This window comes from Helicobacter pylori NCTC 11637 = CCUG 17874 = ATCC 43504 = JCM 12093 (assembly GCF_900478295.1).
GTDB classification, from domain to species: Bacteria; Campylobacterota; Campylobacteria; order Campylobacterales; family Helicobacteraceae; genus Helicobacter; species Helicobacter pylori.
The window spans coordinates 1,043,974-1,065,710 of sequence record NZ_LS483488.1; the positions used below are offsets into that span (position 1 = coordinate 1,043,974).

A 21,737-nucleotide genomic window follows, 5' to 3' on the forward strand; every position below is an offset into this window, starting at 1 on the left:
GTTTAATATTCTAAAATCCAAGATACCAATCCCCCCCTTTTTCCCCTTTAAAAATACGCAAACTCTTTATTTTATTAATTATTATTAGATTGCCAAAATGCTTTTAATTTACATTTTATTTTTTTTCACAAACTCTAACGCTTTGAAACGCTCCCCCAAGCCCCCAGGGCTAATTAGTGGCTTGATTTTAGCCGCTTCTTTTAAATACCTTTCATAACCCACGCTCTTTGAAAATGTTTCTAACAATTCCATAAGCCCCATATCCAATAAAGCGTTAGCCTGCGTTTTAAAAAATGAAAATTTTGCATGGTGTTTTTCAAACAAAAAACGCACTAAAGAAAAATTGACATCATAGGTCAAATCGCTCTTTTGATACAAAGAAGCTAAATTGTTTAAAATATCCTTAAAATCTAATACTTGGTGGTTTTTAAAGGCCCTTAAATGCATGTCTTTTCGCTCTAATTCATCGCCATAATCAAAGCTCAAAAACACCCAAGAAGAAGCCTCATTCAATTTTTCTAACAAATCCTTAATGAAAGCCTCTAAAAATAACGGCGCGCACCCTTGTTTTAAATTCAAATTTTTAAGAAGTTCTTTAGTGGGTTCATCAATATTGCCCCAAACGCCCTTATGATCATGGGTAATAAAAAGCATTTGGTTATCTTTAATGATCTCGCAAGCGAACGCGTCAAACAATTCATTAGAGACAACAAACGCGCTTTTATTCCCCTTGAAATCTAGAGCTTTTAGATCGCAGATCATCAGATCCAATTGCGTGGCTTGTTTGAAAATGGTTCGTTGGAGTTTTTGCAATTCCTTTAAAGGTTCGCAGCTGACAAACGTGCATTTTTCCATTACGCCCACGCTCAAAGCGTTTAAAAAACTGGCTATATCGCTCAAAAAATGCCCATGATGAGAGCCAATTTCTACAATTTTTAAAGGCAAAAATAATTTTTCTTCTTCTAAAAGCTTGATGATATAAAACGCAACAGCGCCTCCAAAAAACTTGCTCAAAGACACCGAAGTGTAAAAATCCCCTTTTTGACCGATTAGTGCTTTTTTGTAATACCCCTTTTCTCCATAAAGCCACTCTTGCATGTAATTCCCAAACGATCGCACGATTTTCCTTTCATTAAACTCATCTCAACCAACAATAACAGAAGCGCTATTCTAGTCAAAATCGCCTTATTTTTGCGCTATGATTTTCAATCATGATGACTTTTTAAAACTAGTTTGAAGGGAGTTTGGAGTTTGGAAATTTTAAGGCGAGAATGCGGGGCGGTGGAAGAAAACGCTTATATTGTGAAGCTTTCTAGTGGGATAGATTTTATTATCGATCCCGGATTTTCTAGCAGCGAATGGGTGTTAGAAAACGCCAAAAACCCTAAGGCGATTTTAATCACGCATGGGCATTATGATCATGTATGGGATAGCGCTCAATTGTCAAAACTCCTTAAAAACACCCCCATTTACGCCCCCAAAGACGATGTTTTTATGCTAGAAAATGATATTTTCCATTTAGGCATGCCGGTTTTTAGCCCCAATTTTAGCGTGCCTTGCAATAAGGGTTGCACCACTTTAGAGATAGCAAACACTACCATTAAATACTGGCATTTTCCCGGACACACGCCCGGTTGCTCTATCATAGAAATAGAAGGGGTGATTTTTAGCGGGGATTTTATTTTTTATCGCAGCATTGGCCGCTATGATTTCCCTTATTCTAATGAAAAAGACATGAAAGAGTCCCTGTTAAGGTTTCAAAATTTAGATTTCCCTAAAGACATAGAGATTTATCCAGGGCATGGGGATAAGACGAGTTTTTTTGCTGAAAGAGAGCATTCTAAAATTTGGGTTTCAAGGATGGCTTAATTGTTAAGCCGGCTAGAAAAAGAGCGTTATTTGCGCCATATCATGCTAGAAGATGTGGGCGAAGAAGGCCAATTGAAGCTTTTAAAATCTAGCGTTTTAGTCGTTGGGGCTGGGGGTCTTGGATCGGCGGTTTTGATGTATTTGTGTGCCGCTGGGGTAGGAAAAATAGGCATTGTAGATTTTGATGTGGTGGATATGAGTAATTTGCAACGCCAAATCATCCATTCACAGGATTTTTTAAACCAACCTAAAGCCTCTAGCGCGAAAGCGCGCTTAAAACAACTCAATGCTGGTATTGAAATAGAGGCTTTTGAAGAACGCTTTAAGGCTCATAACGCTCTTTCTCTTATAGAGCCTTATGATTTCATCATAGACGCTACAGACAATTTCAACGCTAAATTTTTGATCAATGACGCTTGCGTGTTAGCCCAAAAACCCTATTCGCATGCCGGGGTTTTAAAATACAGGGGGCAAAGCATGAGCGTTTTACCCCATAGCGCATGCTTAGCGTGTGTTTTTGATAAGCCCCCTAAAAAGGGATTAAATCCTATTTCAGGGCTTTTTGGGGTCTTACCTGGAGTTTTAGGGTGCATCCAAGCGAGCGAATGCCTTAAATATTTTTTAGGATTTGAAACTTTACTTATAAATACTTTACTTATAGCCGATATTAAAACGATGGATTTTAAAAAAATTCAAGCACCCAAAAACCCTGAATGTAGGGTTTGTGGCACGCATAAAATCACGCATTTACAGGATTATGAAATTTAGATTAAGGGGTAAGTTTTGGATTTATCAACCATACTAGGCTTGGTATTGGCGGTCGCTTCTATTTCGCTAGGCGATATTTTAGAAGATGGCAACCCGTTGCACATTATCCATTTGAGTTCAGTCATCATCATCGTGCCTACTTCGCTTTTTGCCGCCATGACAGGCACGCATGCGCGTTACGTAAAAGCCGCTTACAAAGAGATAAAAATTGTTTTTTTAAACCCTAAAATCAATTTAAACGAAACCATTAAAAATTTAGTGGAATTAGCCACTCTGGCTAGAAAAGATGGGGTGTTGAGTTTGGAGGGGCGAGTGGCGCAAATTGAAGACGATTTCACCCGTAATGGTTTGTCTATGATTATAGATGGCAAGGATTTAAAATCCGTTAAGGAAAGCTTAGAAATCAGTATTGAAGAAATGGAAGAGTATTACCACGGCGCCGCTCATTATTGGGAGACGGCCGGTGAGACCGCTCCTACTATGGGGTTAGTGGGGGCGGTTATGGGGCTTATGCTAGCCTTACAAAAACTAGACAACCCGGCTGAAATGGCAGCAGGGATCGCTGGGGCTTTTACGGCTACTGTTACAGGGATTATGTGTTCTTATGCGATTTTTGGCCCTTTTGGGCATAAGCTCAAGGCTAAGTCTAAAGACATTATCAAAGAAAAAACCGTTCTTTTAGAGGGGATTTTAGGCATCGCTAATGGGGAAAACCCAAGGGATTTAGAAAACAAACTCTTAAACTACATCGCTCCCGGTGAGCCTAAAAAATCCCAATTTGAGGGTTAAAGATGGCTAAGAAAAACAAACCCACCGAATGCCCCGCCGGCGAAAAATGGGCGGTTCCTTATGCGGACTTTTTGTCGTTGTTGCTCGCGCTTTTTATCGCTCTTTATGCCATTTCAGCGGTCAATAAATCCAAAGTGGAAGCCTTAAAAACCGAATTTATTAAGATTTTTAATTACGCTCCCAAGCCAGAGGCGATGCAGCCGGTTGTAGTGATCCCGCCTGATTCAGGGAAAGAAGAAGAGCAAATGGCGAGCGAAAGCTCCAAGCCGGCTTCGCAAAATACCGAAACAAAAGCCATTATCGCTCGCAAAGGCGAAGGCAGTGTTTTAGAGCAAATTGATCAAGGCTCTATTTTAAAGCTCCCCTCTAGTTTATTATTTGAAAACGCCACTTCAGATGCTATCAATCAAGACATGATGCTTTATCTTGAACGGATCGCTAAAATCATTCAAAAACTCCCTAAAAGGGTGCATATCAATGTGAGAGGCTTTACGGATAATACGCCTTTAACTAAAACCCGTTTTAAAAGCCATTATGAATTAGCCGCCAATCGCGCTTATAGGGTGATGAAAGTCCTTATACAATACGGCGTGGATCCTAACCAATTGTCTTTTTCTTCTTACGGCTCTACCAACCCTATCGCGCCTAATGACTCCCTAGAAAACAGAATGAAAAACAATCGTGTGGAAATCTTTTTTTCAACCGATGCGAACGATTTGAGTAAGATCCATTCTATTTTAGATGAAGAATTCAATCCCCACCAAGAATGAATCGCATGAAACGAATTTTTTTGTCAATCTTTTTGTTGTTAGCGAGCCTTACTGCTAGAGAGAAGGACGCTTCTTCAAACCTTTTTGATTTGATTGATAAGGGGATCAACAGAGAACAAGAGTTAAAAGAGCAGGAGCAAAAAACGCGCTTAAAACTGGCTCAAAGCCCTTTAGTAGCGTTAGAGATTGTCCCCCAAGAAACGCCCTATTTAGAATGGCAAGGGGCTAGAGAGTCGTATTATTTGAAGGTGAGCGCTGTAGTGGAGAGCGTGGTTATTTTAAAGATTGACATCAATCAAGGGCGTTCTTGCTCGCTCTACCCCACGCCTAAAAGCGTTTCTTTAGTGAGGAATCAAAGCGTAGCCTATGAAATTTTATGCGAAAACCAGCCACTATGGATAGAAGTGAGCACGAATTTAGGCAAACGCACCTTTCAGTTTTAACCTGCAACCAACATTAAAGAATGCCTTTAGCGTTTTAAAACCCCTTTATTCAAATAAGTTTGGTTATAATGCCAAGCATGGGCATTTTTAAACAATTGATCAAAGAATTGTATGAATGGTTGCTCCATTCTATAGATGTGGCTACGCAGCATTTAGTTGCTATGGTGTTAAAAATAAGCATGGTAAAATATTTGATAAAAGAATTTCATGATCGCTTTATTTACTTTATAGACTTGCTCGCACAGCATTTTATCATCGTTGCGCTTTCTGGTTTTCTCGTGCTGGTGTTTGGGGTTTTGATTGGGGCTTTTGTGTTTTATAACTCAAAGGCCAGGGCGTTTTTGCTCCCTGTGGTGAATTTCCTCTACACCATCCCATCGCTAGCGTTATTCGCGTTATTCATTCCTGTGATTGGGGTGGGGTTAAAAAACGCGCTTTTAGTGTTGGTCTTATACGGCTTATTGCCCATTGTCCATAGCACTTATAACGCTTTAAAAGAGGTGAGAGAAGAGGTCATTAAGGCCGCTGTTGGGCTAGGGTGTAACCCCAAAGAGTTGTTTTTTAAAGTGCGATTCTTGCTCGCTATCCCCCAAATTTTAGCGGGTTTAAGGATTGCGGTGGTGATGCTAGTGGCGATGGCTGGGATTGGGGCGCTCATTGGGGCTGGGGGCTTAGGGCAGGCGATCTTTAGAGGGCTAAACACGCAAAACACCACGCTTTTAGTGGCGGGTAGTTTGATCATAGCTTTTTTTAGTGTTTTAGCGGATAAATTCGTGAGCGTCTTTCAGCATGAAAACGCTTTGCAACGCCTATTTTCTCAAAACGCTACCCAAAAACAAAAAAGAAGAGTTTATACTAATTTAGCGGTGTTTCTTTTTTTATTGCTAGCGAGCGCTTTATGGCTCATTCCTAGAAACGCCATAGAAGAAAAGCCCTTAGTCGTGGCGACAAAACCTAGCAGCGAGCAGTATATTTTGGGCGAGATTTTAAGCCTTTTGTTAGAAAAACACCATATCCCTATCAAGCGAGCGTTTGGCATTGGTGGGGGGACGATGAATATCCATCCGGCATTGATTAGGGGCGATTTTGATTTGTATGTGGAATATACCGGCACCGCTTGGGTGAACACGCTCAAAAACCCTTTGACTCAAAAAGTGGATTTTGAAACGATTAAAAAGCGTTATGAGAAGGAATTTAATCTTTTATGGGTGGGGCTTTTGGGCTTTAACAACACCTATTCTTTAGCGATTTCCAAAGAAGACGCTCAAAAATACGCGATTGAAACTTTCAGCGATTTAGCCTTTCATAGCCCGAATTTTGATTTTGGAGCGGAGTTTGACTTTTTTGAAAGAGAGGACGCTTTTAAGGGCTTAGTGAAAGTTTATCGCTTTCATTTTAGAAGTTTGCATGAAATGGATATTAATTTGCGTTATAAAAGTTTTGAATCCCATAAAATCAACGCTTTAGATGTCTTCACCACAGACGCTCAAATCAAAGAGTTGGATTTAAAGGTGCTTAAGGATGATAAAGGGTTTTTCCCTAATTATCAGGCCGGTATTGTTATAAGAAAAGAAATAGTAAAAAAATATCCTGAAGCACTAGAAATCTTAGAAAAATTGGATTCAAAAATTAACGATGAGATGATGCAGGATTTAAACTATCAGGTGGAAGTGTTGAAAAAAAGCCCTAAAATCGTAGCTAAAGATTTTTTAGAAAGCTTGGGGTTATAGCATGAAAGAAATCGTTACAATAGAGAATGTGTCTTTTAACTACCACAATCGCGCGATTTTTAAAGATTTTAATTTAAGCATTCAAGAAGGGGATTTTTTATGCGTTTTAGGGGAGAGCGGGAGCGGTAAAAGCACGCTTTTAGGCTTGATTTTAGGGCTTTTAAAACCCAGTTTGGGGAGCGTTAAAATCTTTAATGAGACCCTTTCAAACAACGCTTTTTTACGCCAAAAAATAGGCTATATCGCTCAAGGCAATTCCTTATTCCCCCATTTAAACGCCATGCAAAACATGACCTTTTGCCTTAATTTACAAGGCATAAACAAACAAGCCGCTCAAAAAGAAGCCAAAGCCTTAGCGTTAAAAATGGGGTTAGATGAGAGCCTTATGGATAAATTCCCTAATGAATTGAGTGGGGGGCAAGCCCAAAGAGTGGGCATTATTAGGGGGATTATCCACAAGCCAGAACTCATTTTATTAGACGAGCCTTTTAGCGCTTTAGATAGTTTTAATCGTAAGAATTTGCAAGATCTCATCAAAGAGATCCACCAAAATTCTTGCGCTACTTTCATTATGGTAACGCATGATGAGAGCGAGGCGCAAAAGTTAGCCACAAAAACCCTAGAAATCAAAGCCTTTAAATAAGAGCCATGATTTTAAGGCTGATTTAAAAATTCTGGCGTGGTGCTGTTGGTGGGCGTTTGCATAGAAGAATTAGAGCTGTTTGAAGTTTTTTTAGCGGGTTTTTCATTGAATGGGGGGGCTTTATAGCCGCAAGCTTGAATCGTTATTGCTACAAGCGTTAAAAAGCATGTTAAGATCAGTTTATGGAACAAAATATTTTCTCCTTACTCATTCAAAAAAAGTCTTATAAAAAGCTTGAAACCCTTTTGAAACTCAAAAAGCTTAAGGTTTTTATGCCTTTAAGTTTACAAGAAAATTTGCTTTTTATCTTCATAAAAGACTCCAAATTGCTTTTTGCGTTTAAAGATCTTTGGGCTTCTAAGGAATTTAACCAGCGATTCGCTAAAGAAATCAGCCATTTTTTAAACACGCAAGGGCATGCTTATGGGTTTGACGGGTTGAATGGGTTAGAAATTTTAGGTTATGTGCCTAAAGACGCACTAAAAAAAGCCAATTTTTATGCCCCCATTAAAAAACAAGCCCGTTTTTTTCGCCCTAGCGCTTTAGGGTTGTTCCATAACCCCATTAAAGACGCTCGTTTGCATGAATGTTTTGAAAAAGCGCGCGCTTTGATCCACTACCAACGAAGTTTTTTTGAGGAATGAATGGCTGATTTATTGTCCAGTTTGAAAAACCTTCCTAACAGCAGCGGCGTGTATCAATATTTTGATAAAAACCGCCAATTACTCTATATCGGTAAGGCGAAAAATTTAAAAAAACGCATCAAAAGCTATTTTTCCATCCGTAATAATGAAATCACGCCCAACCATCGCGCCAGCTTACGCATCCAAATGATGGTCAAACAAATCGCTTTTTTAGAAACCATTTTAGTGGAAAATGAGCAAGACGCTTTGATTTTAGAAAACTCTTTAATCAAGCAGCTCAAGCCCAAATACAACATTCTTTTAAGAGACGATAAAACTTACCCTTATATTTATATGGATTTTTCCACTGATTTCCCTATCCCTTTAATCACACGAAAAATTTTAAAACAGCCTGGCGTTAAATATTTTGGCCCTTTTACGAGCGGGGCTAAGGATATTTTAGACAGCTTGTATGAATTGCTCCCGTTGGTTCAAAAGAAAAATTGCATCAAGGATAAAAAGGCATGCATGTTTTATCAAATAGAGCGTTGTAAAGCCCCATGCGAGGATAAAATCACCAAAGAAGAGTATTCAAAAATCGCTAAAGAATGTTTAGAAATGATTGAAAATAAAGACAAACTCATCAAAGAGCTTGAATTGAAAATGGAGTGCCTTTCTAGCAATTTGCGTTTTGAAGAAGCCCTCATTTACAGGGACAGGATTGCAAAAATCCAAAAAATCGCCCCTTTCACTTGCATGGATTTAGCCAAACTCTATGATTTGGATATTTTTGCTTTTTATGGTGCAAGCAATAAAGCGGTGTTAGTGAAAATGTTTATGCGTGGGGGTAAAATCATTTCTTCAACGTTTGAAAAAATCCACTCTCTCAATGGGTTTGACACTGATGAAGCGATGAAACAAGCCATTATCAATCATTACCAATCGCATTTGCCTTTGATACCAGAACAGATTTTATTGAACGCTTGCTCTAATGAAGCGCTTAAAGAATTGCAAGAATTTATCTCCCACCAATACTCTAAAAAAATCGCTCTTAGCATTCCTAAAAAAGGCGATAAGCTCGCTTTAATAGAAATCGCTATGAAAAACGCTCAAGAGATTTTTAGCCAAGAAAAAACCTCTAATGAGGATCTGATTTTAGAAGAAGCGCGATCGCTCTTCAAATTAGAGTGCATGCCTTATAGGGTGGAAATTTTTGACACAAGCCACCATGCCAACAGCCAATGCGTGGGGGGAATGGTCGTGTATGAAAATAACGCCTTCCAAAAAAACTCTTACCGGCGCTACCATTTAAAAGGCTCTAATGAATACGATCAAATGAGCGAATTGCTCACCAGAAGGGCTTTAGACTTTGCCAAAGAGCCACCGCCTAATTTATGGGTGATCGATGGAGGGAGGGGGCAATTAAACATCGCTTTAGAAATTTTAAAAAGCAGCGGGAGTTTTGTAGAAGTGATCGCTATTTCTAAAGAAAAAAGGGATTCTAAAGCTTATCGCTCTAAAGGGGGCGCTAAAGACATTATCCACACCGCTAACGATACTTTTAAATTGCTCCCTAGCGACAAACACTTGCAGTGGGTGCAAAAATTGCGCGATGAAAGCCACCGGTATGCGATAAACTTCCATAGATCCACTAAACTTAAAAACATGAAACAAATCGCTCTTTTAAAAGAAAAGGGTATAGGAGAAGCTAGTGTGAAAAAATTATTGGATTATTTTGGGAATTTTGAAGCGATAGAAAAAGCGAGCGATCAGGAAAAAAACGCCGTTTTAAAAAAACGAATCTAAAGGAAAAGGCATGAAAAAAAGATTGAATATAGGGCTTGTGGGTTTAGGGTGTGTGGGGAGCGCGGTCGCTAAAATCTTACAAGAAAATCAAGAAATCATCAAAGACAGAGCCGGCGTGGAAATTAAAATTAAAAAAGCGGTGGTGCGAGATGTGAAAAAGCACAAAGGCTATGCTTTTGAAATCAGTAATGATTTAGAAAGCCTAATAGAAGATAAAGAAATTGATATTATCGTGGAGCTTATGGGTGGGGTGGAAGCGCCTTATCTTTTAGCTAAAAAAACTTTAGCCAAACAAAAAGCCTTCGTTACAGCCAATAAAGCCATGTTAGCGTACCACCGCTATGAATTAGAGCAAACCGCTAAAAACACCCCCATAGGCTTTGAAGCGAGCGTGTGTGGGGGTATCCCCATTATCAAGGCTTTAAAAGACGGCTTGAGCGCTAATCATATCCTTTCTTTTAAAGGGATTTTAAACGGCACGAGCAATTACATTTTAAGCCAGATGTTTAAAAATCAAGCGAGCTTTAAGGACGCTTTGAAAGACGCGCAACATTTAGGCTATGCGGAATTGAACCCTGAATTTGACATTAAAGGCATTGATGCGGCGCACAAATTATTGATTTTAGCGTCTTTAGCCTATGGCATTGATGCGAAATTAGAAGAAATCTTGATTGAAGGCATTGAAAAAATAGAGCCAGATGACATGGAGTTTGCTAAAGAGTTTGGTTATAGCATTAAACTTTTAGGCATCGCTAAAAAACACCCAGATTGCATTGAATTAAGGGTGCATCCAAGCATGATTAAAAACGAATGCATGCTCTCTAAAGTGGATGGGGTGATGAACGCTATCAGCGTCATAGGGGATAAGGTGGGCGAAACTTTGTATTATGGGGCTGGGGCTGGAGGAGAGCCTACCGCAAGCGCAGTCATTAGCGATATTATAGAAATCGCAAGGAAAAAAAGCTCTTTAATGCTAGGCTTTGAAACCCCTCAAAAACTCCCCCTAAAACCCAAAGAAGAAATCCAATGCGCTTATTATGCGCGTTTGTTAGTGAGCGATGAAAAAGGGGTTTTTTCTCAAATTAGCGCGATTTTAGCCCAAAATGATATTTCGCTCAACAATGTCTTACAAAAAGAAATCCCGCATTCCAACAAGGCTAAAATCTTATTTTCCACGCACACCACCAACGAAAAGTCTATGCTGAACGCCCTTAAAGAGCTTGAAAATTTACAAAGCGTGTTGGATACCCCCAAGATGATTCGTTTGGAAAATTGAATGCGCTTTTTGAACAACAAACATAGAGAAAAGGGCTTAAAGGCTGAAGAAGAAGCTTGCGGATTTTTAAAGACGCTGGGTTTTGAAATGGTGGAAAGGAACTTTTTTTCACAATTTGGCGAAATTGATATTATCGCTTTGAAAAAAGGGGTTTTGCATTTCATTGAAGTCAAAAGCGGGGAAAATTTTGATCCCATTTATGCGATCACGCCGAGCAAATTAAAAAAGATGATTAAAACGATCCGCTGTTATTTGTCCCAAAAAGATCCCAATAGCGATTTTTGCATAGACGCTCTTATTGTGAAAAATGGTAAATTTGAGCTTTTAGAAAATATCACTTTTTAGATTTTTACAGAAAGTAAATGCGATTTCATTAACATTCTTAAGCTAATATAATTCTCGTTAATCAAAATCATATATTTAGGAGTAACTAATGAGTCACTATATTGAATTAACTGAAGAAAATTTTGAAAGCACCATTAAAAAAGGGGTTGCGTTAGTGGATTTTTGGGCGCCATGGTGTGGTCCTTGTAAGATGCTATCCCCTGTGATTGATGAATTAGCTAGCGAATATGAAGGTAAGGCTAAGATTTGTAAAGTCAATACCGATGAGCAAGAAGAATTGAGTGCGAAATTTGGTATCAGGAGCATTCCTACGCTTTTATTCACAAAAGATGGCGAAGTCGTTCATCAGCTGGTGGGTGTGCAAACTAAAGTTGCTTTAAAAGAGCAATTGAACAAACTTTTAGGCTAATAGCCATGATAGATTGCGCGATTATTGGAGGTGGTCCTGCAGGTTTGAGCGCGGGGCTTTATGCCACTAGAGGCGGTGTTAAAAACGCCGTTTTGTTTGAGAAAGGAATGCCTGGGGGGCAAATCACTGGCAGTAGTGAGATTGAAAACTATCCGGGTGTTAAGGAAGTGGTGAGCGGGTTGGATTTCATGCAGCCATGGCAAGAGCAGTGTTTCCGCTTTGGCTTAAAGCATGAAATGACCGCTGTTCAAAGGGTTTCTAAAAAAGACTCTCATTTTGTTATTTTGGCAGAAGATGGCAAGACTTTTGAAGCTAAGAGCGTGATTGTCGCTACCGGTGGTAGCCCTAAACGCACAGGCATCAAGGGCGAGTCGGAATATTGGGGTAAAGGCGTTAGCACTTGTGCGACATGCGATGGCTTCTTTTACAAAAATAAAGAAGTAGCGGTGCTTGGTGGAGGCGATACCGCCGTAGAAGAGGCGATTTATCTAGCCAACATCTGCAAAAAAGTCTATCTCATCCACAGAAGAGATGGTTTTAGGTGTGCGCCTATCACTTTAGAACATGCTAAAAACAATGATAAGATTGAGTTTTTAACCCCTTATGTGGTGGAAGAAATCAAGGGCGATGCTTCTGGCGTGTCTTCTTTAAGCATTAAAAACACAGCCACTAACGAAACAAGAGAATTAGTTGTGCCGGGTTTTTTTATTTTTGTGGGTTATGATGTGAATAACGCTGTGTTAAAACAAGAAGACGGCTCTATGCTGTGCAAATGCGATGAATACGGCTCTATAGTCGTGGATTTTTCCATGAAAACGAATGTTCAAGGCTTGTTTGCAGCAGGAGATATTCGCATTTTTGCCCCTAAACAAGTGGTTTGTGCTGCAAGCGATGGCGCTACGGCAGCCTTAAGCGTGATTTCTTATTTAGAACACCATTAAATCAAGCTTATAACCCTAGATTTAGGGTTATGAGTTCTCGCTCAAACATTCATTGGATTTTTTAAAACTTTTTTGTAGCCGTGATGCGATTTTATTCGCATGGTGTTGGTTTTTAGTTGGATATGGAATATCAAATTTAAAAAAGTTTTATTGTAAAACAGAGCCTAAAAACGATATACTCTATTAAAAATTATGGGAGTCTAAGCTTTGCGTGTTTTTATCATTTCTTTAAATCAAAAAGTGTGCGATAAATTTGGTTTGGTTTTTAGAGACACCACGACTTTACTCAATAGCATCAATGCCACCCACCACCAAGTGCAAATTTTTGATGCGATTTATTCTAAAACTTTTGAAGGCGGGTTGCACCCCTTAGTGAAAAAGCATTTACACCCTTATTTCATCACGCAAAACATCAAAGACATGGGGATTACAACCAATCTCATCAGTGAGGTTTCTAAGTTTTATTACGCTTTAAAATACCATGCGAAGTTTATGAGCTTGGGGGAGCTTGGGTGCTATGCGAGTCATTATTCCTTGTGGGAAAAATGCATAGAACTCAATGAAGCGATCTGTATTTTAGAAGACGATATAACCTTGAAAGAGGATTTTAAAGAGGGCTTGGATTTTTTAGAAAAACACATCCAAGAGTTAGGCTATATCCGCTTGATGCATTTATTGTATGATGCCAGTGTGAAAAGTGAGCCATTGAGCCATAAAAACCACGAGATACAAGAGCGTGTGAGGATCATTAAAGCTTATAGCGAAGGGGTGGGGACTCAAGGCTATGTGATCACGCCTAAGATTGCCAAAGTTTTTTTGAAATGCAGCCGAAAATGGGTTGTTCCTGTGGATACGATAATGGACGCTACTTTTATCCATGGCGTGAAAAATCTGGTGTTACAACCTTTTGTGATCGCTGATGATGAGCAAATCTCTACGATAGCGCGAAAAGAAGAACCCTATAGCCCTAAAATCGCCCTAATGAGAGAACTCCATTTCAAATATTTGAAATATTGGCAGTTTGTATAATCAATAATAAAAAATACTAAAGAGCGTTTTAAAATTTTAGTTGTCCTTGTTTGATTAGAACAAAACTTAACCGCCTTTTTAAAAATGGATTACAATTTTTAAATGGATTTTAAAAGGGTTTTTAACCCCTTATTAGCTTCTATAAGCAATCTAAATAAGACGCATTAAGAAAATGAAGCGCATTAGAAAATTATTTCTAATTTTCTAATGCTTTAAGATTAAGACTTTTTAGGATTGGCTTCGGTTACCCTAATCGTTCTGCCCATAAAATCCGTATTGTCCAATTTAGCAATCGCTTCCCTAACGCCCTCTTCTTGCATTTCTACAAAGCCAAAACCTTTAGGTTTCTTCGTTTCTCTGTCATAAATCAGCTTGACATTAAAAACTTTGCCAAATTGACTGAAAAGCTCCTTGACTTGCTCACTGGTAGCGCTATAAACCAAATTCCCTACATAAATGTTTTTCAAGATAAAATTCTCCGGTAAAAAAATGACAACATACCCATAAGAATATGAAAAAGTTATAAAAAAGTAACACTTCTAAAACCCAAACACATCCAAAACAGAAGTATGGTGGATTTTATCTAATGATTGCTTAAAAAATTATAAAAGCTATTAAAATTGGGTATTGATAATAAAATAGAACTTACACAAGCAAGCGGTAATTTTAAAAAGCGTTATCAAAGGATAAGGGGAATATGGTTTCAAAACCACCCCCCTATCCTTTTAAGCTTTACCATAAAACAAAGTTTTAAAAAACATTATTAAAGCCAAACAAGAACATTTTGCTTAATGCCCTTCATCGGTTAAAACAGCCCCTGCCAAATACACATAAGTGAGGATCATAAAAACAAAAGCTTGTAAAATCCCCATAAAAAACAAGACCATAAAGGGCGCTACAGGAACAGCCCAAGGCACTAACAAGAGCATGATGAGCAAGAACATGTCATCGCCCTTGATATTCCCAAACAAACGAAACGATAAAGACACGATCCTAGAAAAATGCGAGATGATCTCAATAGGGAACATGAAAGGAGCGAGCCATTTCACAGGGCCTGCAAAATGAGCGAAATACTTAAAAAAGCCCTGCACTCTAATGCCTTCAAAATGGTAATAAAAAAACACAATCAGCGCTAAAACCAGCGTGAAGCTCCAACTGGCCGTAGGGGATTCAAAACCAGGAATGATGCCTATCATGTTAGAAAAAAAGACATATAAAGCGATCGTGCCTGCTAGTGGGAAGTATTTGCGGGCTAATTCTTCGCCTATAATATCCTTAGCCACGCTCAAAATCGCGCTAATGATGCTCTCATACACATTCTGCAAACCCATAGGCACCATTTGCATTTTGCGCGACGCGCCAAGCGAAATTAAAAACATCAAAACCGCTGTCAAAACGACAAAAAACCCGGTGATAAAATCATGATTGGAGCTAAAAAAATTAGCAATAGTAAATACTCTGTGTTCCATGAAAAAGTTTCTCTAAGCCTTATTGAAAATTTCCTTAATTGTAGCAATTAAGTTTTAAAAACTCATTAAATCAAGCTTTTTAACGAGTTTTTTAACGATTTGTCTTGTTTTCTTTTACAATTCACCCATAATAATTAGGGGCTTCTTTGGTAATATCCACGCCATGCACATGGCTTTCTTTTAACCCCGCGCTAGTGATTTCTACAAATTCAGCGTTTTGATACAATTCCAAAATATTTTTCGCTCCCTGATACCCCATAGAAGAGCGCACGCCCCCTACTAATTGGAAAATCATATCCGAAACCTTACCACGATAAGGCACACGCCCTTCAATGCCTTCAGGGACTAATTTTTCACTCGCCACGCCCTCTTGAAAATACCTATCAGAACTCCCTTTTGTCATAGCCCCAATGCTGCCCATGCCCCTATAGCTTTTATATTGCCTCCCTTGATAGATCATAAAATCCCCAGGAGATTCTTCTGTGCCAGCGAGTAAAGAGCCTATCATCACGCTTGATGCCCCCAAAGCTAAAGCCTTAGCCACATCGCCTGAATAGCGGATCCCTCCATCTGCAATCACAGGAATATCAAATTTAGACGCCACTTCTACGCAATTATCAATCGCGCTCACTTGGGGCATTCCCACTCCAGCCACAATCCTAGTGGTGCAAATGCTTCCTGGCCCAATACCCACTTTAACAGCGTCCGCTCCCGCGCTAATCAAATCGCTTGTGGCCTCTTTAGTAACCACATTCCCCACAATCACATCCACCACCAAGCTTTTTTTAATCTCTTCTAAAGTGTGTAAAATATTAGCTGAATGCCCATGTGCACTATCCAACACCAACGCATCCACCCCGGCTTTAACTAACATTTCAGCCCTATCCAACTGCCCCACTCCAATAGCCGCCCCCACTCTCAAGCGCCCAAAATCATCTTTATTAGCCTCAGGGTATTCAATGCGTTTTTGAATGTCTTTAATCGTAATCAAGCCTTTTAAAACATTATCTTTATCCACAATGGGCAATTTTTCAATCTTATGCTTGTGCATCAAATCGCTCGCTTCATCTAAACTGATACCCACATGAGCGGTAACTAAAGGCATTTTAGTCATCACATCGCCCACTTTTTTACTCAAATCGGTTTCAAAGCGCACATCTCTGTTGGTTAAAATCCCAATCAACAACCCCTTATCATCTACCACAGGCACGCCTGAAATCTTGTAATTATCCGTTATGACTTTAGCGTCCGCTAGAGTCCTGTGCGCATGGATAAAAATAGGATCATTAATCACCCCGCTCTCGCTTTTTTTAACCTTAGTGATTTCTTTGACTTGCGTTTGAATATCCATGTTTTTATGCACGATGCCAATACCCCCAAGGCGCGCCATAGCGATAGCGGTTTTATGCTCTGTAACCGTATCCATAGCTGCGCTAATAAAGGGGATATTCAAACTAATGTTTTTGGTTAGGCGGGACTTTAAGCTCACATCTTTAGGTAAAACGCTGGATTTTCTAGGCACCATCAACACGTCTTCAAAAGTCAAAGCCCTTTGTAAAATTCTCATTTTCTATCCTTAATCTAATTTTAAATCTAATTCTTGCTCTAAAGCGTAAGAAACATCTAAAAGGCTTTGCTCATCAAAAGCCTTAGCAATGAATTGCATCCCTATGGGCAAGCCTAAAGGATCTTTAGCGACCGGTAAAGAAAGAGCCGGCAAACCGCTCAAATTCGCCCCAATCGTGTAAATATCGCTCAAATACATTTCTAAAGGGCTTGCATGGTAATTGAATAAGTGAGCGGTCGTAGGAGCTACAGGGGTGAAAATCAAATCCACTTCTTCAAAAATCTTGTTGTATTGCTCTTTAATCATCAAACGCATTTGCTGGGCTTTCAAATAATAAGCATCATAATACCCGCTGCTTAAGACAAAATTCCCTAGCATGATGCGCCGTTTCACCTCATCGCCAAAACCTTCACTGCGGCTTTTGAGATACAATTCTTTCAAATCTTTAACATTTTGAGCCCTCCTCCCGTAACGAACCCCATCAAATCTGGCCAGATTCGAACTCGCTTCAGCCATGCTGATAATATAATAGATAGAGATTTGATAATGCGAATCCAACATCTTTTTTTCCACAATATCATGCCCCATTTCTTTCAAGGCTTTAAGGGTGTTTTCATAAGCGAGTTGCACTTCATTGCTCGCATCTTTAATGTGATCTCTTAAGACAGCGATTTTAAAGCGTTTGTCTCTGTTAAGGTTTTTAAAGGTTTGCGTGGGTTTGAGATTGGCGCTCGTGGAGTCCTTATTATCATGCCCGCTAATAGCGTCAAATAAAATAGAAGCGTCTTCTACATTTTGCGTGATAGGTCCGATTTGATCAAAACTAGAACAATACGCGATCAAACCATAACGGCTCACCCTCCCATAAGTGGGTTTTAACCCCACGCACCCACAATAGCTCGCCGGCTGCCTGATAGACCCGCCCGTATCGCTCCCTAAAGCCGCCACCGCTAAGCCACCCGCCACGGCTGCCGCGCTTCCTCCGCTACTCCCTCCAGGCACTCTGTTTTTATCTCGTGGGTTTTTAGTGATCCCATAGCAACTAGACTCTGTGGTGCTTCCCATCGCAAACTCGTCCATGTTAGAAAGCCCAAACCCTGCCATGCTGTTTTGGTGCAAGTTTTCCATCACGCTCGCATGATAAGGAGCGATATAGCCTTTTAAAATCTTACTGGAGCAAGTGATTTCCCACCCCTTAACGCTGATATTGTCTTTAATAAGGATCGGCACGCCTTTAGCGCTAGCGCCATTAAGGCTAGGGGCTTTAATATAAGCGTTCAAATCTGAAGCTCTAACCTTAGCGTCAATTTCGTTTTTAAGGGTTTCTAATTCATCTTGGGATAAAGAAAGGGCTTGTTTTAAAGTGATCATGTGTTTAGCCTTACAAAAAATTTAATGGTAGTTTAACATGCTTAGAGACAAAACGAGCTTATAAGAGCGTTTTTAAAAAGCGTTCAACCTGCTTATTTAAATCTTTTAAACTGGAGCTGTTGTCTATAATGTAATCGCTCATGGTGCGTTTTTGCTCTATATCCATTTGACAAGCTAAGCGCTGCAAGATTTCGGCTTCTTTGAGTTTGTCTCGCTCTAAAAGGCGCTCAATCTGTAAGGACCTAGGCGCATAGATTAAAACCACTTTACTCACAGGATAGCATTTTTTACCCCCCACTTCAAAAAATAAAGGGATGTCTAAAAAATACGCTTGATGATTTTTTTCTAATTCATAGGCTTTTTTAAGCATGCATTCACGGATTAAGGGGTGTAAAAAATCCTCTAGCCATTTTAACTCATTAGCCTTTTGAAACACGATCGCGCCAAGTTTTTTTCTGTTTAAAATATCTTTTTCTAAAATCTCTGATCCAAAATGTTGGGCGATTTTAAACCGGTGCTCTTGCAATAATTGGTGAGCGATCTTATCCGCATCTAAAATCTCATAGCCTTGCGATTCTAATATTTTAATGGTGGTGCTTTTACCGGTGCCTATCCCCCCTGTCAGAGCGATAGCGTTTTTTAAAACCATTTTAAGATTTGATATTGTCTTTAAAGACTTCTTGTAAATTTTTAGGCAAAGCGAACGCGGCCCTATGAATGTCTTCGTTATAGTATCTCACGCTTTTTAGCGCTTCTATTTTTGGCACCATTAAATCTTTTAAGGGGTGGGTTTTAAAAGAAGCGTAAATATAACCCTTATTGCTCAAAATCCTTAAAGGTGCTACAAAAGGCATGGCAACAGAAAAAAAGTCGCCCATGTTTTTAAGGGCGTTTTGCATGCTCACATGCTCTAATAATGGGTGTTTGGCTACCGAAATAAACACCCCATCTTCTTTAAGCATTCTTTTTAAACCATCCATTTTATGAATATCCGGCTCTTGCAAGCAAAGGATCAAATCGTATTTTTTAATGTCTAAATCTAAGAGTTGTTTAGCGTGCGTGAAATTCTTATTGTTTTTCACTTCATGGAAATGGGGGAAAAAACTAATGAAGCTATCCAAAATCTTTTCATCCGCTTGCACAAAATCGATATGCGTGTCGTATTTAAAAAGCTGGTGGGCTAATTCCAAATCAAACCCATCCACAATCAAAACCTCTTTAAGCTCTTTTTTAGTGCAACCCCCCATATGAGCGAGCAACTCGCTTTCAATGTGGAGAAAGTTTTTAAACAGCAATTGGCAATTAAGCATCGCAATTTCACCAAAATCCTTAGATTTAAAAATCTCTAAGATATTATGCTCGCTTCTAACATCTAATAATTTCGCTTCTATGGTGTATTCTTTACGCAAATACGGCGTGATTTCTTGGGTGATCCACATAAACACTCCTTAGCTTACTTTTTTAAATCCATGCCTTATGAATTGCTAACATGCTAGCTAAAAAATCTAAATTATTGTAACAAAAGCCTAGCTTTGGCATTCTAAAAAAAGTTCCGTATCGCTCTTAAAGCGCTCTTTTTTAAAATCCAAATCAATACTGATGGCTTTATGCTGGCTGTCTAATTTGTCGGTTGAATGCTTTTTTAACACCATTTGACACTTTGAAACCTCAATGGCGTCTAAAGCCTTATCCCCTATCGTATAAAGATCATCGCTCTTTTTTTCTAAGAGAAAGGATTCATAAAAGGGCCTTAAACTCAAATCGCTGTTATTGGTGGTATAAACATACGAAGAAATTTTGCCCTTAAATTGCGCGATTTGCGTTTTAGTGTCATTAAAAGTGAAAGTTTGGATCTGGCGATCTTTGTCATTTTGATCTTTTAAAAACCGCTTCAAGGCTTTGGATTTGATTTCTATCAACCATTGATCCCCTTCTTTACTCATCATAATATCCCCGTTTTTTAGGGGGTAGAAATTTTGTTGGGAATATTCAATGAGCTTTGGATCTTTTGTTTTTCTTTTCGGTTTGTAAAGGAATGGGTTTTTTGCATCGTTATTGGCAGTGTTAGTATTAGACTCATTTTGGTATAAGGGCGGGTTTTTTGTATCGTTATCGCTTGGCTCATTCAATAAAATCACAGAAGTTTCGGGGTTAAAAGAATCGTTTTCATCTTTAGTCAGTTGGGCGAAAGAATCTCTTTCTTCTGTAGGCTGATACACCATGTTTTTTAAAAAAATCGTTTCGCTAAAGACTTCATAATCCGAATCCACATAGCTGGGGCGTTTAGAGCCGTCATTTTCTTGCTCTTGGGCTTTTTTTTGCAACTTAATAAAGCTCTCTTGCGAGCAAGCTAAAAAGCAGACTAAAATCATTATTACCACGCCTATTTTTTTGACTAAAAACAACGCTAGACCCTTATTTAAGCTTTAAATAACTATAATATTGTAATCTAATTTTGATTAAATTGAAGCGATAAAAAAGATGAATACAAGCCCTAAAACTTTAAAAACCATTGCGATTTTAGGCCAGCCTAATGTGGGGAAAAGCTCGTTATTTAACCGCTTAGCTAGAGAAAGGATCGCTATCACTTCAGATTTTGCAGGCACTACACGAGACATTAACAAACGAAAAATCGCATTGAATGGCCATGAAGTGGAATTGCTAGATACAGGGGGCATGGCTAAAGGCGCTCTTTTGTCTAAAGAAATCAAAGCCATTAATTTAAAAGCCGCTCAAATGAGCGATTTGATTTTATACGTTGTGGATGGCAAGTCTATCCCTAGCGATGAAGACATCAAGCTTTTTAGAGAGGTTTTTAAGATCAACCCTAACTGCTTTTTAGTGATCAATAAGATTGATAACGACAAAGAAAAAGAGCGAGCTTATGCGTTTTCTTCTTTTGGCATTCCCAAGAGTTTTAACATCTCCGTTTCGCACAATAGAGGCATTAACGCATTAATTGATGCAATATTGAGGGCGCTGGATTTAAACCAAATCATAGAGCAGGATTTGGATGCGGATATTTTAGAAAGCTTAGAAAATAACGCACCAGAAGAAGAAACTAAAGAAGAAGAGATCATTCAAGTAGGCATCATTGGGAGGGTGAATGTGGGCAAAAGCTCGCTTTTAAACGCGCTCACGAAAAAAGAAAGGAGCCTTGTCTCTAGCGTGGCTGGCACGACCATTGACCCCATAGATGAAACCATTCTAATAGGCGATCAAAAAATCTGCTTCGTGGATACCGCTGGAATCAGGCATAGGGGTAAAATCTTAGGCATTGAAAAATACGCGCTAGAACGCACGCAAAAAGCCTTAGAAAAATCCCACATCGCGCTTTTAGTTTTAGACGTGAGCGCTCCTTTTGTGGAATTGGACGAAAAGATCAGCTCCTTAGCGGATAAACACTCTTTAGGCATCATTCTCATTTTAAACAAATGGGACATCCGCTACGCCCCTTATGAAGAGATCATGGCAACCTTAAAAAGGAAATTCCGCTTTTTAGAATACGCCCCTGTGATCACAACCAGCTGCTTAAAAGCGCACCATATAGATGAAATCAAGCATAAAATTATAGAAGTCTATGAGTGTTTTTCTAAACGCATTCCCACAAGCTTGCTCAATAGCGTGATTTTTCAAGCCACTCAAAGACACCCCTTGCCAAGCGATGGAGGGAAATTAGTGAAAGTGTATTACGCCACGCAATTTGCCACCAAACCCCCTCAAATCTCTCTTATAATGAATCGCCCTAAAGCCTTGCATTTCAGTTACAAACGCTATTTGATCAACACCTTAAGGAAAGAATTTAATTTTTTAGGCACGCCTTTAATCCTTAACGCTAAAGATAAAAAAAGCGCCCAACAAAATTAAATTTTTTATGCGTTAAACCCCC

The 21,737-nt window shown here is 39.2% G+C and carries 24 protein-coding genes; 15 read left to right on the forward strand and 9 right to left on the reverse strand.

Annotated features, from left to right (window positions below):
- Window positions 1–108: 108 nt before the first annotated feature.
- Window positions 109–1,119: a class I SAM-dependent methyltransferase gene (locus DQL14_RS05245; protein WP_108168993.1), complete on the reverse strand. Its 1,011-nt coding sequence runs from the start codon at window positions 1,117–1,119 to the stop codon at window positions 109–111.
- Between the two features lie 132 nt (window positions 1,120–1,251).
- On the opposite strand from DQL14_RS05245, the gene DQL14_RS05250 reads away from it, so the two are divergent.
- From DQL14_RS05250 to egtV, 7 genes are all read left to right on the forward strand, one after another.
- On the forward strand, window positions 1,252–1,869 hold the full coding sequence (locus tag DQL14_RS05250; RefSeq protein ID WP_033588491.1) for an MBL fold metallo-hydrolase: 618 nt from the start codon (window positions 1,252–1,254) through the stop codon (window positions 1,867–1,869).
- Window positions 1,870–2,637, forward strand: coding sequence for a HesA/MoeB/ThiF family protein (locus tag DQL14_RS05255; protein WP_108168994.1), 768 nt, complete (start codon window positions 1,870–1,872; stop codon window positions 2,635–2,637). It abuts the gene before it with no gap.
- A gap of 15 nt (window positions 2,638–2,652) precedes the next feature.
- Window positions 2,653–3,426 (forward strand): flagellar motor stator protein MotA, encoded by a 774-nt coding sequence (gene motA / locus DQL14_RS05260; RefSeq protein ID WP_000366185.1) that lies wholly within the window; start codon window positions 2,653–2,655, stop codon window positions 3,424–3,426.
- Window positions 3,427–3,428: 2 nt separating this feature from the next.
- Window positions 3,429–4,196: a flagellar motor protein MotB gene (gene motB / locus DQL14_RS05265; RefSeq protein ID WP_108168995.1), complete on the forward strand. Its 768-nt coding sequence runs from the start codon at window positions 3,429–3,431 to the stop codon at window positions 4,194–4,196.
- 5 nt (window positions 4,197–4,201) lie between these two features.
- Window positions 4,202–4,639 (forward strand): hypothetical protein, encoded by a 438-nt coding sequence (locus tag DQL14_RS05270; protein ID WP_001883762.1) that lies wholly within the window; start codon window positions 4,202–4,204, stop codon window positions 4,637–4,639.
- 68 nt (window positions 4,640–4,707) lie between these two features.
- Window positions 4,708–6,369, forward strand: a complete 1,662-nt coding sequence (egtU, locus tag DQL14_RS05275) for an ergothioneine transport permease/ergothioneine binding protein EgtU (protein WP_108168996.1) — start codon at window positions 4,708–4,710, stop codon at window positions 6,367–6,369.
- Between the two features lies 1 nt (window position 6,370).
- Window positions 6,371–7,012: an ergothioneine transport ATP-binding protein EgtV gene (egtV, locus tag DQL14_RS05280; RefSeq protein ID WP_108168997.1), complete on the forward strand. Its 642-nt coding sequence runs from the start codon at window positions 6,371–6,373 to the stop codon at window positions 7,010–7,012.
- Window positions 7,013–7,023: 11 nt separating this feature from the next.
- Here the strand turns inward: egtV and DQL14_RS05285 are convergent, their stop codons facing one another.
- Window positions 7,024–7,203 (reverse strand): hypothetical protein, encoded by a 180-nt coding sequence (locus tag DQL14_RS05285; protein ID WP_001912514.1) that lies wholly within the window; start codon window positions 7,201–7,203, stop codon window positions 7,024–7,026.
- Between DQL14_RS05285 and DQL14_RS05290 the strand changes: the two genes are divergently transcribed.
- The 7 genes from DQL14_RS05290 (at window position 7,195) to DQL14_RS05320 (ending at window position 13,441) form a co-directional block, all read left to right on the forward strand.
- Complete coding sequence (locus tag DQL14_RS05290; RefSeq protein ID WP_000437179.1) at window positions 7,195–7,656, forward strand: hypothetical protein; 462 nt, start codon at window positions 7,195–7,197, stop codon at window positions 7,654–7,656. The genes DQL14_RS05285 and DQL14_RS05290 overlap by 9 nt on opposite strands.
- Window positions 7,657–9,441: an excinuclease ABC subunit UvrC gene (gene uvrC, locus DQL14_RS05295; RefSeq protein WP_108168998.1), complete on the forward strand. Its 1,785-nt coding sequence runs from the start codon at window positions 7,657–7,659 to the stop codon at window positions 9,439–9,441.
- A 10-nt stretch (window positions 9,442–9,451) separates the two neighbouring features.
- Window positions 9,452–10,717, forward strand: coding sequence for a homoserine dehydrogenase (locus DQL14_RS05300; RefSeq protein ID WP_108168999.1), 1,266 nt, complete (start codon window positions 9,452–9,454; stop codon window positions 10,715–10,717).
- A complete protein-coding gene (locus DQL14_RS05305; protein WP_001211718.1) occupies window positions 10,718–11,062 on the forward strand; it encodes a YraN family protein in 345 nt (114 codons plus the stop codon). It abuts the gene before it with no gap.
- Between the two features lie 88 nt (window positions 11,063–11,150).
- Window positions 11,151–11,471, forward strand: a complete 321-nt coding sequence (gene trxA, locus DQL14_RS05310; RefSeq protein ID WP_000020199.1) for a thioredoxin — start codon at window positions 11,151–11,153, stop codon at window positions 11,469–11,471.
- Window positions 11,472–11,476: 5 nt separating this feature from the next.
- The gene (gene trxB, locus DQL14_RS05315) at window positions 11,477–12,412 is read left to right on the forward strand and encodes a thioredoxin-disulfide reductase (protein WP_108169000.1); all 936 of its coding nucleotides are present in this window, start codon (window positions 11,477–11,479) and stop codon (window positions 12,410–12,412) included.
- Window positions 12,413–12,619: 207 nt separating this feature from the next.
- Entirely contained in the window at window positions 12,620–13,441 is an 822-nt protein-coding gene (locus DQL14_RS05320; protein WP_108169001.1) for a glycosyltransferase family 25 protein, read from the forward strand.
- A 218-nt stretch (window positions 13,442–13,659) separates the two neighbouring features.
- Here DQL14_RS05320 and DQL14_RS05325 read toward each other — a convergent pair whose 3' ends face one another.
- The 7 genes from DQL14_RS05325 to DQL14_RS05355 form a co-directional block, all read right to left on the reverse strand.
- On the reverse strand, window positions 13,660–13,908 hold the full coding sequence (locus DQL14_RS05325; protein WP_000790555.1) for an RNA-binding protein: 249 nt from the start codon (window positions 13,906–13,908) through the stop codon (window positions 13,660–13,662).
- Window positions 13,909–14,229: 321 nt separating this feature from the next.
- Window positions 14,230–14,910 carry a F0F1 ATP synthase subunit A gene (locus DQL14_RS05330; RefSeq protein ID WP_000401225.1) on the reverse strand — a complete coding sequence of 227 codons (681 nt, stop codon included), beginning with the start codon at window positions 14,908–14,910 and terminating at the stop codon, window positions 14,230–14,232.
- 121 nt (window positions 14,911–15,031) lie between these two features.
- Window positions 15,032–16,477 carry an IMP dehydrogenase gene (gene guaB, locus DQL14_RS05335; protein ID WP_001221734.1) on the reverse strand — a complete coding sequence of 482 codons (1,446 nt, stop codon included), beginning with the start codon at window positions 16,475–16,477 and terminating at the stop codon, window positions 15,032–15,034.
- Window positions 16,478–16,486: 9 nt separating this feature from the next.
- Window positions 16,487–17,848, reverse strand: a complete 1,362-nt coding sequence (gatA, locus tag DQL14_RS05340; RefSeq protein WP_108169002.1) for an Asp-tRNA(Asn)/Glu-tRNA(Gln) amidotransferase subunit GatA — start codon at window positions 17,846–17,848, stop codon at window positions 16,487–16,489.
- A 58-nt stretch (window positions 17,849–17,906) separates the two neighbouring features.
- The gene (gene coaE, locus DQL14_RS05345) at window positions 17,907–18,497 is read right to left on the reverse strand and encodes a dephospho-CoA kinase (protein WP_108169003.1); all 591 of its coding nucleotides are present in this window, start codon (window positions 18,495–18,497) and stop codon (window positions 17,907–17,909) included.
- Between the two features lies 1 nt (window position 18,498).
- On the reverse strand, window positions 18,499–19,287 hold the full coding sequence (locus DQL14_RS05350) for a spermidine synthase (protein ID WP_108169004.1): 789 nt from the start codon (window positions 19,285–19,287) through the stop codon (window positions 18,499–18,501).
- An 87-nt stretch (window positions 19,288–19,374) separates the two neighbouring features.
- Window positions 19,375–20,253: a hypothetical protein gene (locus DQL14_RS05355; protein WP_108169005.1), complete on the reverse strand. Its 879-nt coding sequence runs from the start codon at window positions 20,251–20,253 to the stop codon at window positions 19,375–19,377.
- A 76-nt stretch (window positions 20,254–20,329) separates the two neighbouring features.
- On the opposite strand from DQL14_RS05355, the gene der reads away from it, so the two are divergent.
- Complete coding sequence (der, locus tag DQL14_RS05360; protein ID WP_108169006.1) at window positions 20,330–21,715, forward strand: ribosome biogenesis GTPase Der; 1,386 nt, start codon at window positions 20,330–20,332, stop codon at window positions 21,713–21,715.
- Window positions 21,716–21,737: the final 22 nt, after the last annotated feature.

Bases quoted from the DNA above. Each gene is read 5' to 3' on its own strand.
- DQL14_RS05330 (WP_000401225.1), bottom strand. From the start codon at position 14,910: ATGGAACACAGAGTATTTACTATTGCTAATTTTTTTAGCTCCAATCAT.
- DQL14_RS05350 (WP_108169004.1), bottom strand. From the start codon at position 19,287: ATGTGGATCACCCAAGAAATCACGCCGTATTTGCGTAAAGAATACACC.
- DQL14_RS05300 (WP_108168999.1), top strand. From the start codon at position 9,452: ATGAAAAAAAGATTGAATATAGGGCTTGTGGGTTTAGGGTGTGTGGGG.
- coaE (WP_108169003.1), bottom strand. From the start codon at position 18,497: ATGGTTTTAAAAAACGCTATCGCTCTGACAGGGGGGATAGGCACCGGT.
- motB (WP_108168995.1), top strand. From the start codon at position 3,429: ATGGCTAAGAAAAACAAACCCACCGAATGCCCCGCCGGCGAAAAATGG.
- der (WP_108169006.1), top strand. From the start codon at position 20,330: ATGAATACAAGCCCTAAAACTTTAAAAACCATTGCGATTTTAGGCCAG.
- gatA (WP_108169002.1), bottom strand. From the start codon at position 17,848: ATGATCACTTTAAAACAAGCCCTTTCTTTATCCCAAGATGAATTAGAA.
- DQL14_RS05290 (WP_000437179.1), top strand. From the start codon at position 7,195: ATGGAACAAAATATTTTCTCCTTACTCATTCAAAAAAAGTCTTATAAA.
- DQL14_RS05270 (WP_001883762.1), top strand. From the start codon at position 4,202: ATGAAACGAATTTTTTTGTCAATCTTTTTGTTGTTAGCGAGCCTTACT.
- guaB (WP_001221734.1), bottom strand. From the start codon at position 16,477: ATGAGAATTTTACAAAGGGCTTTGACTTTTGAAGACGTGTTGATGGTG.
- DQL14_RS05305 (WP_001211718.1), top strand. From the start codon at position 10,718: ATGCGCTTTTTGAACAACAAACATAGAGAAAAGGGCTTAAAGGCTGAA.
- uvrC (WP_108168998.1), top strand. From the start codon at position 7,657: ATGGCTGATTTATTGTCCAGTTTGAAAAACCTTCCTAACAGCAGCGGC.
- trxA (WP_000020199.1), top strand. From the start codon at position 11,151: ATGAGTCACTATATTGAATTAACTGAAGAAAATTTTGAAAGCACCATT.
- trxB (WP_108169000.1), top strand. From the start codon at position 11,477: ATGATAGATTGCGCGATTATTGGAGGTGGTCCTGCAGGTTTGAGCGCG.
- egtV (WP_108168997.1), top strand. From the start codon at position 6,371: ATGAAAGAAATCGTTACAATAGAGAATGTGTCTTTTAACTACCACAAT.
- egtU (WP_108168996.1), top strand. From the start codon at position 4,708: ATGCCAAGCATGGGCATTTTTAAACAATTGATCAAAGAATTGTATGAA.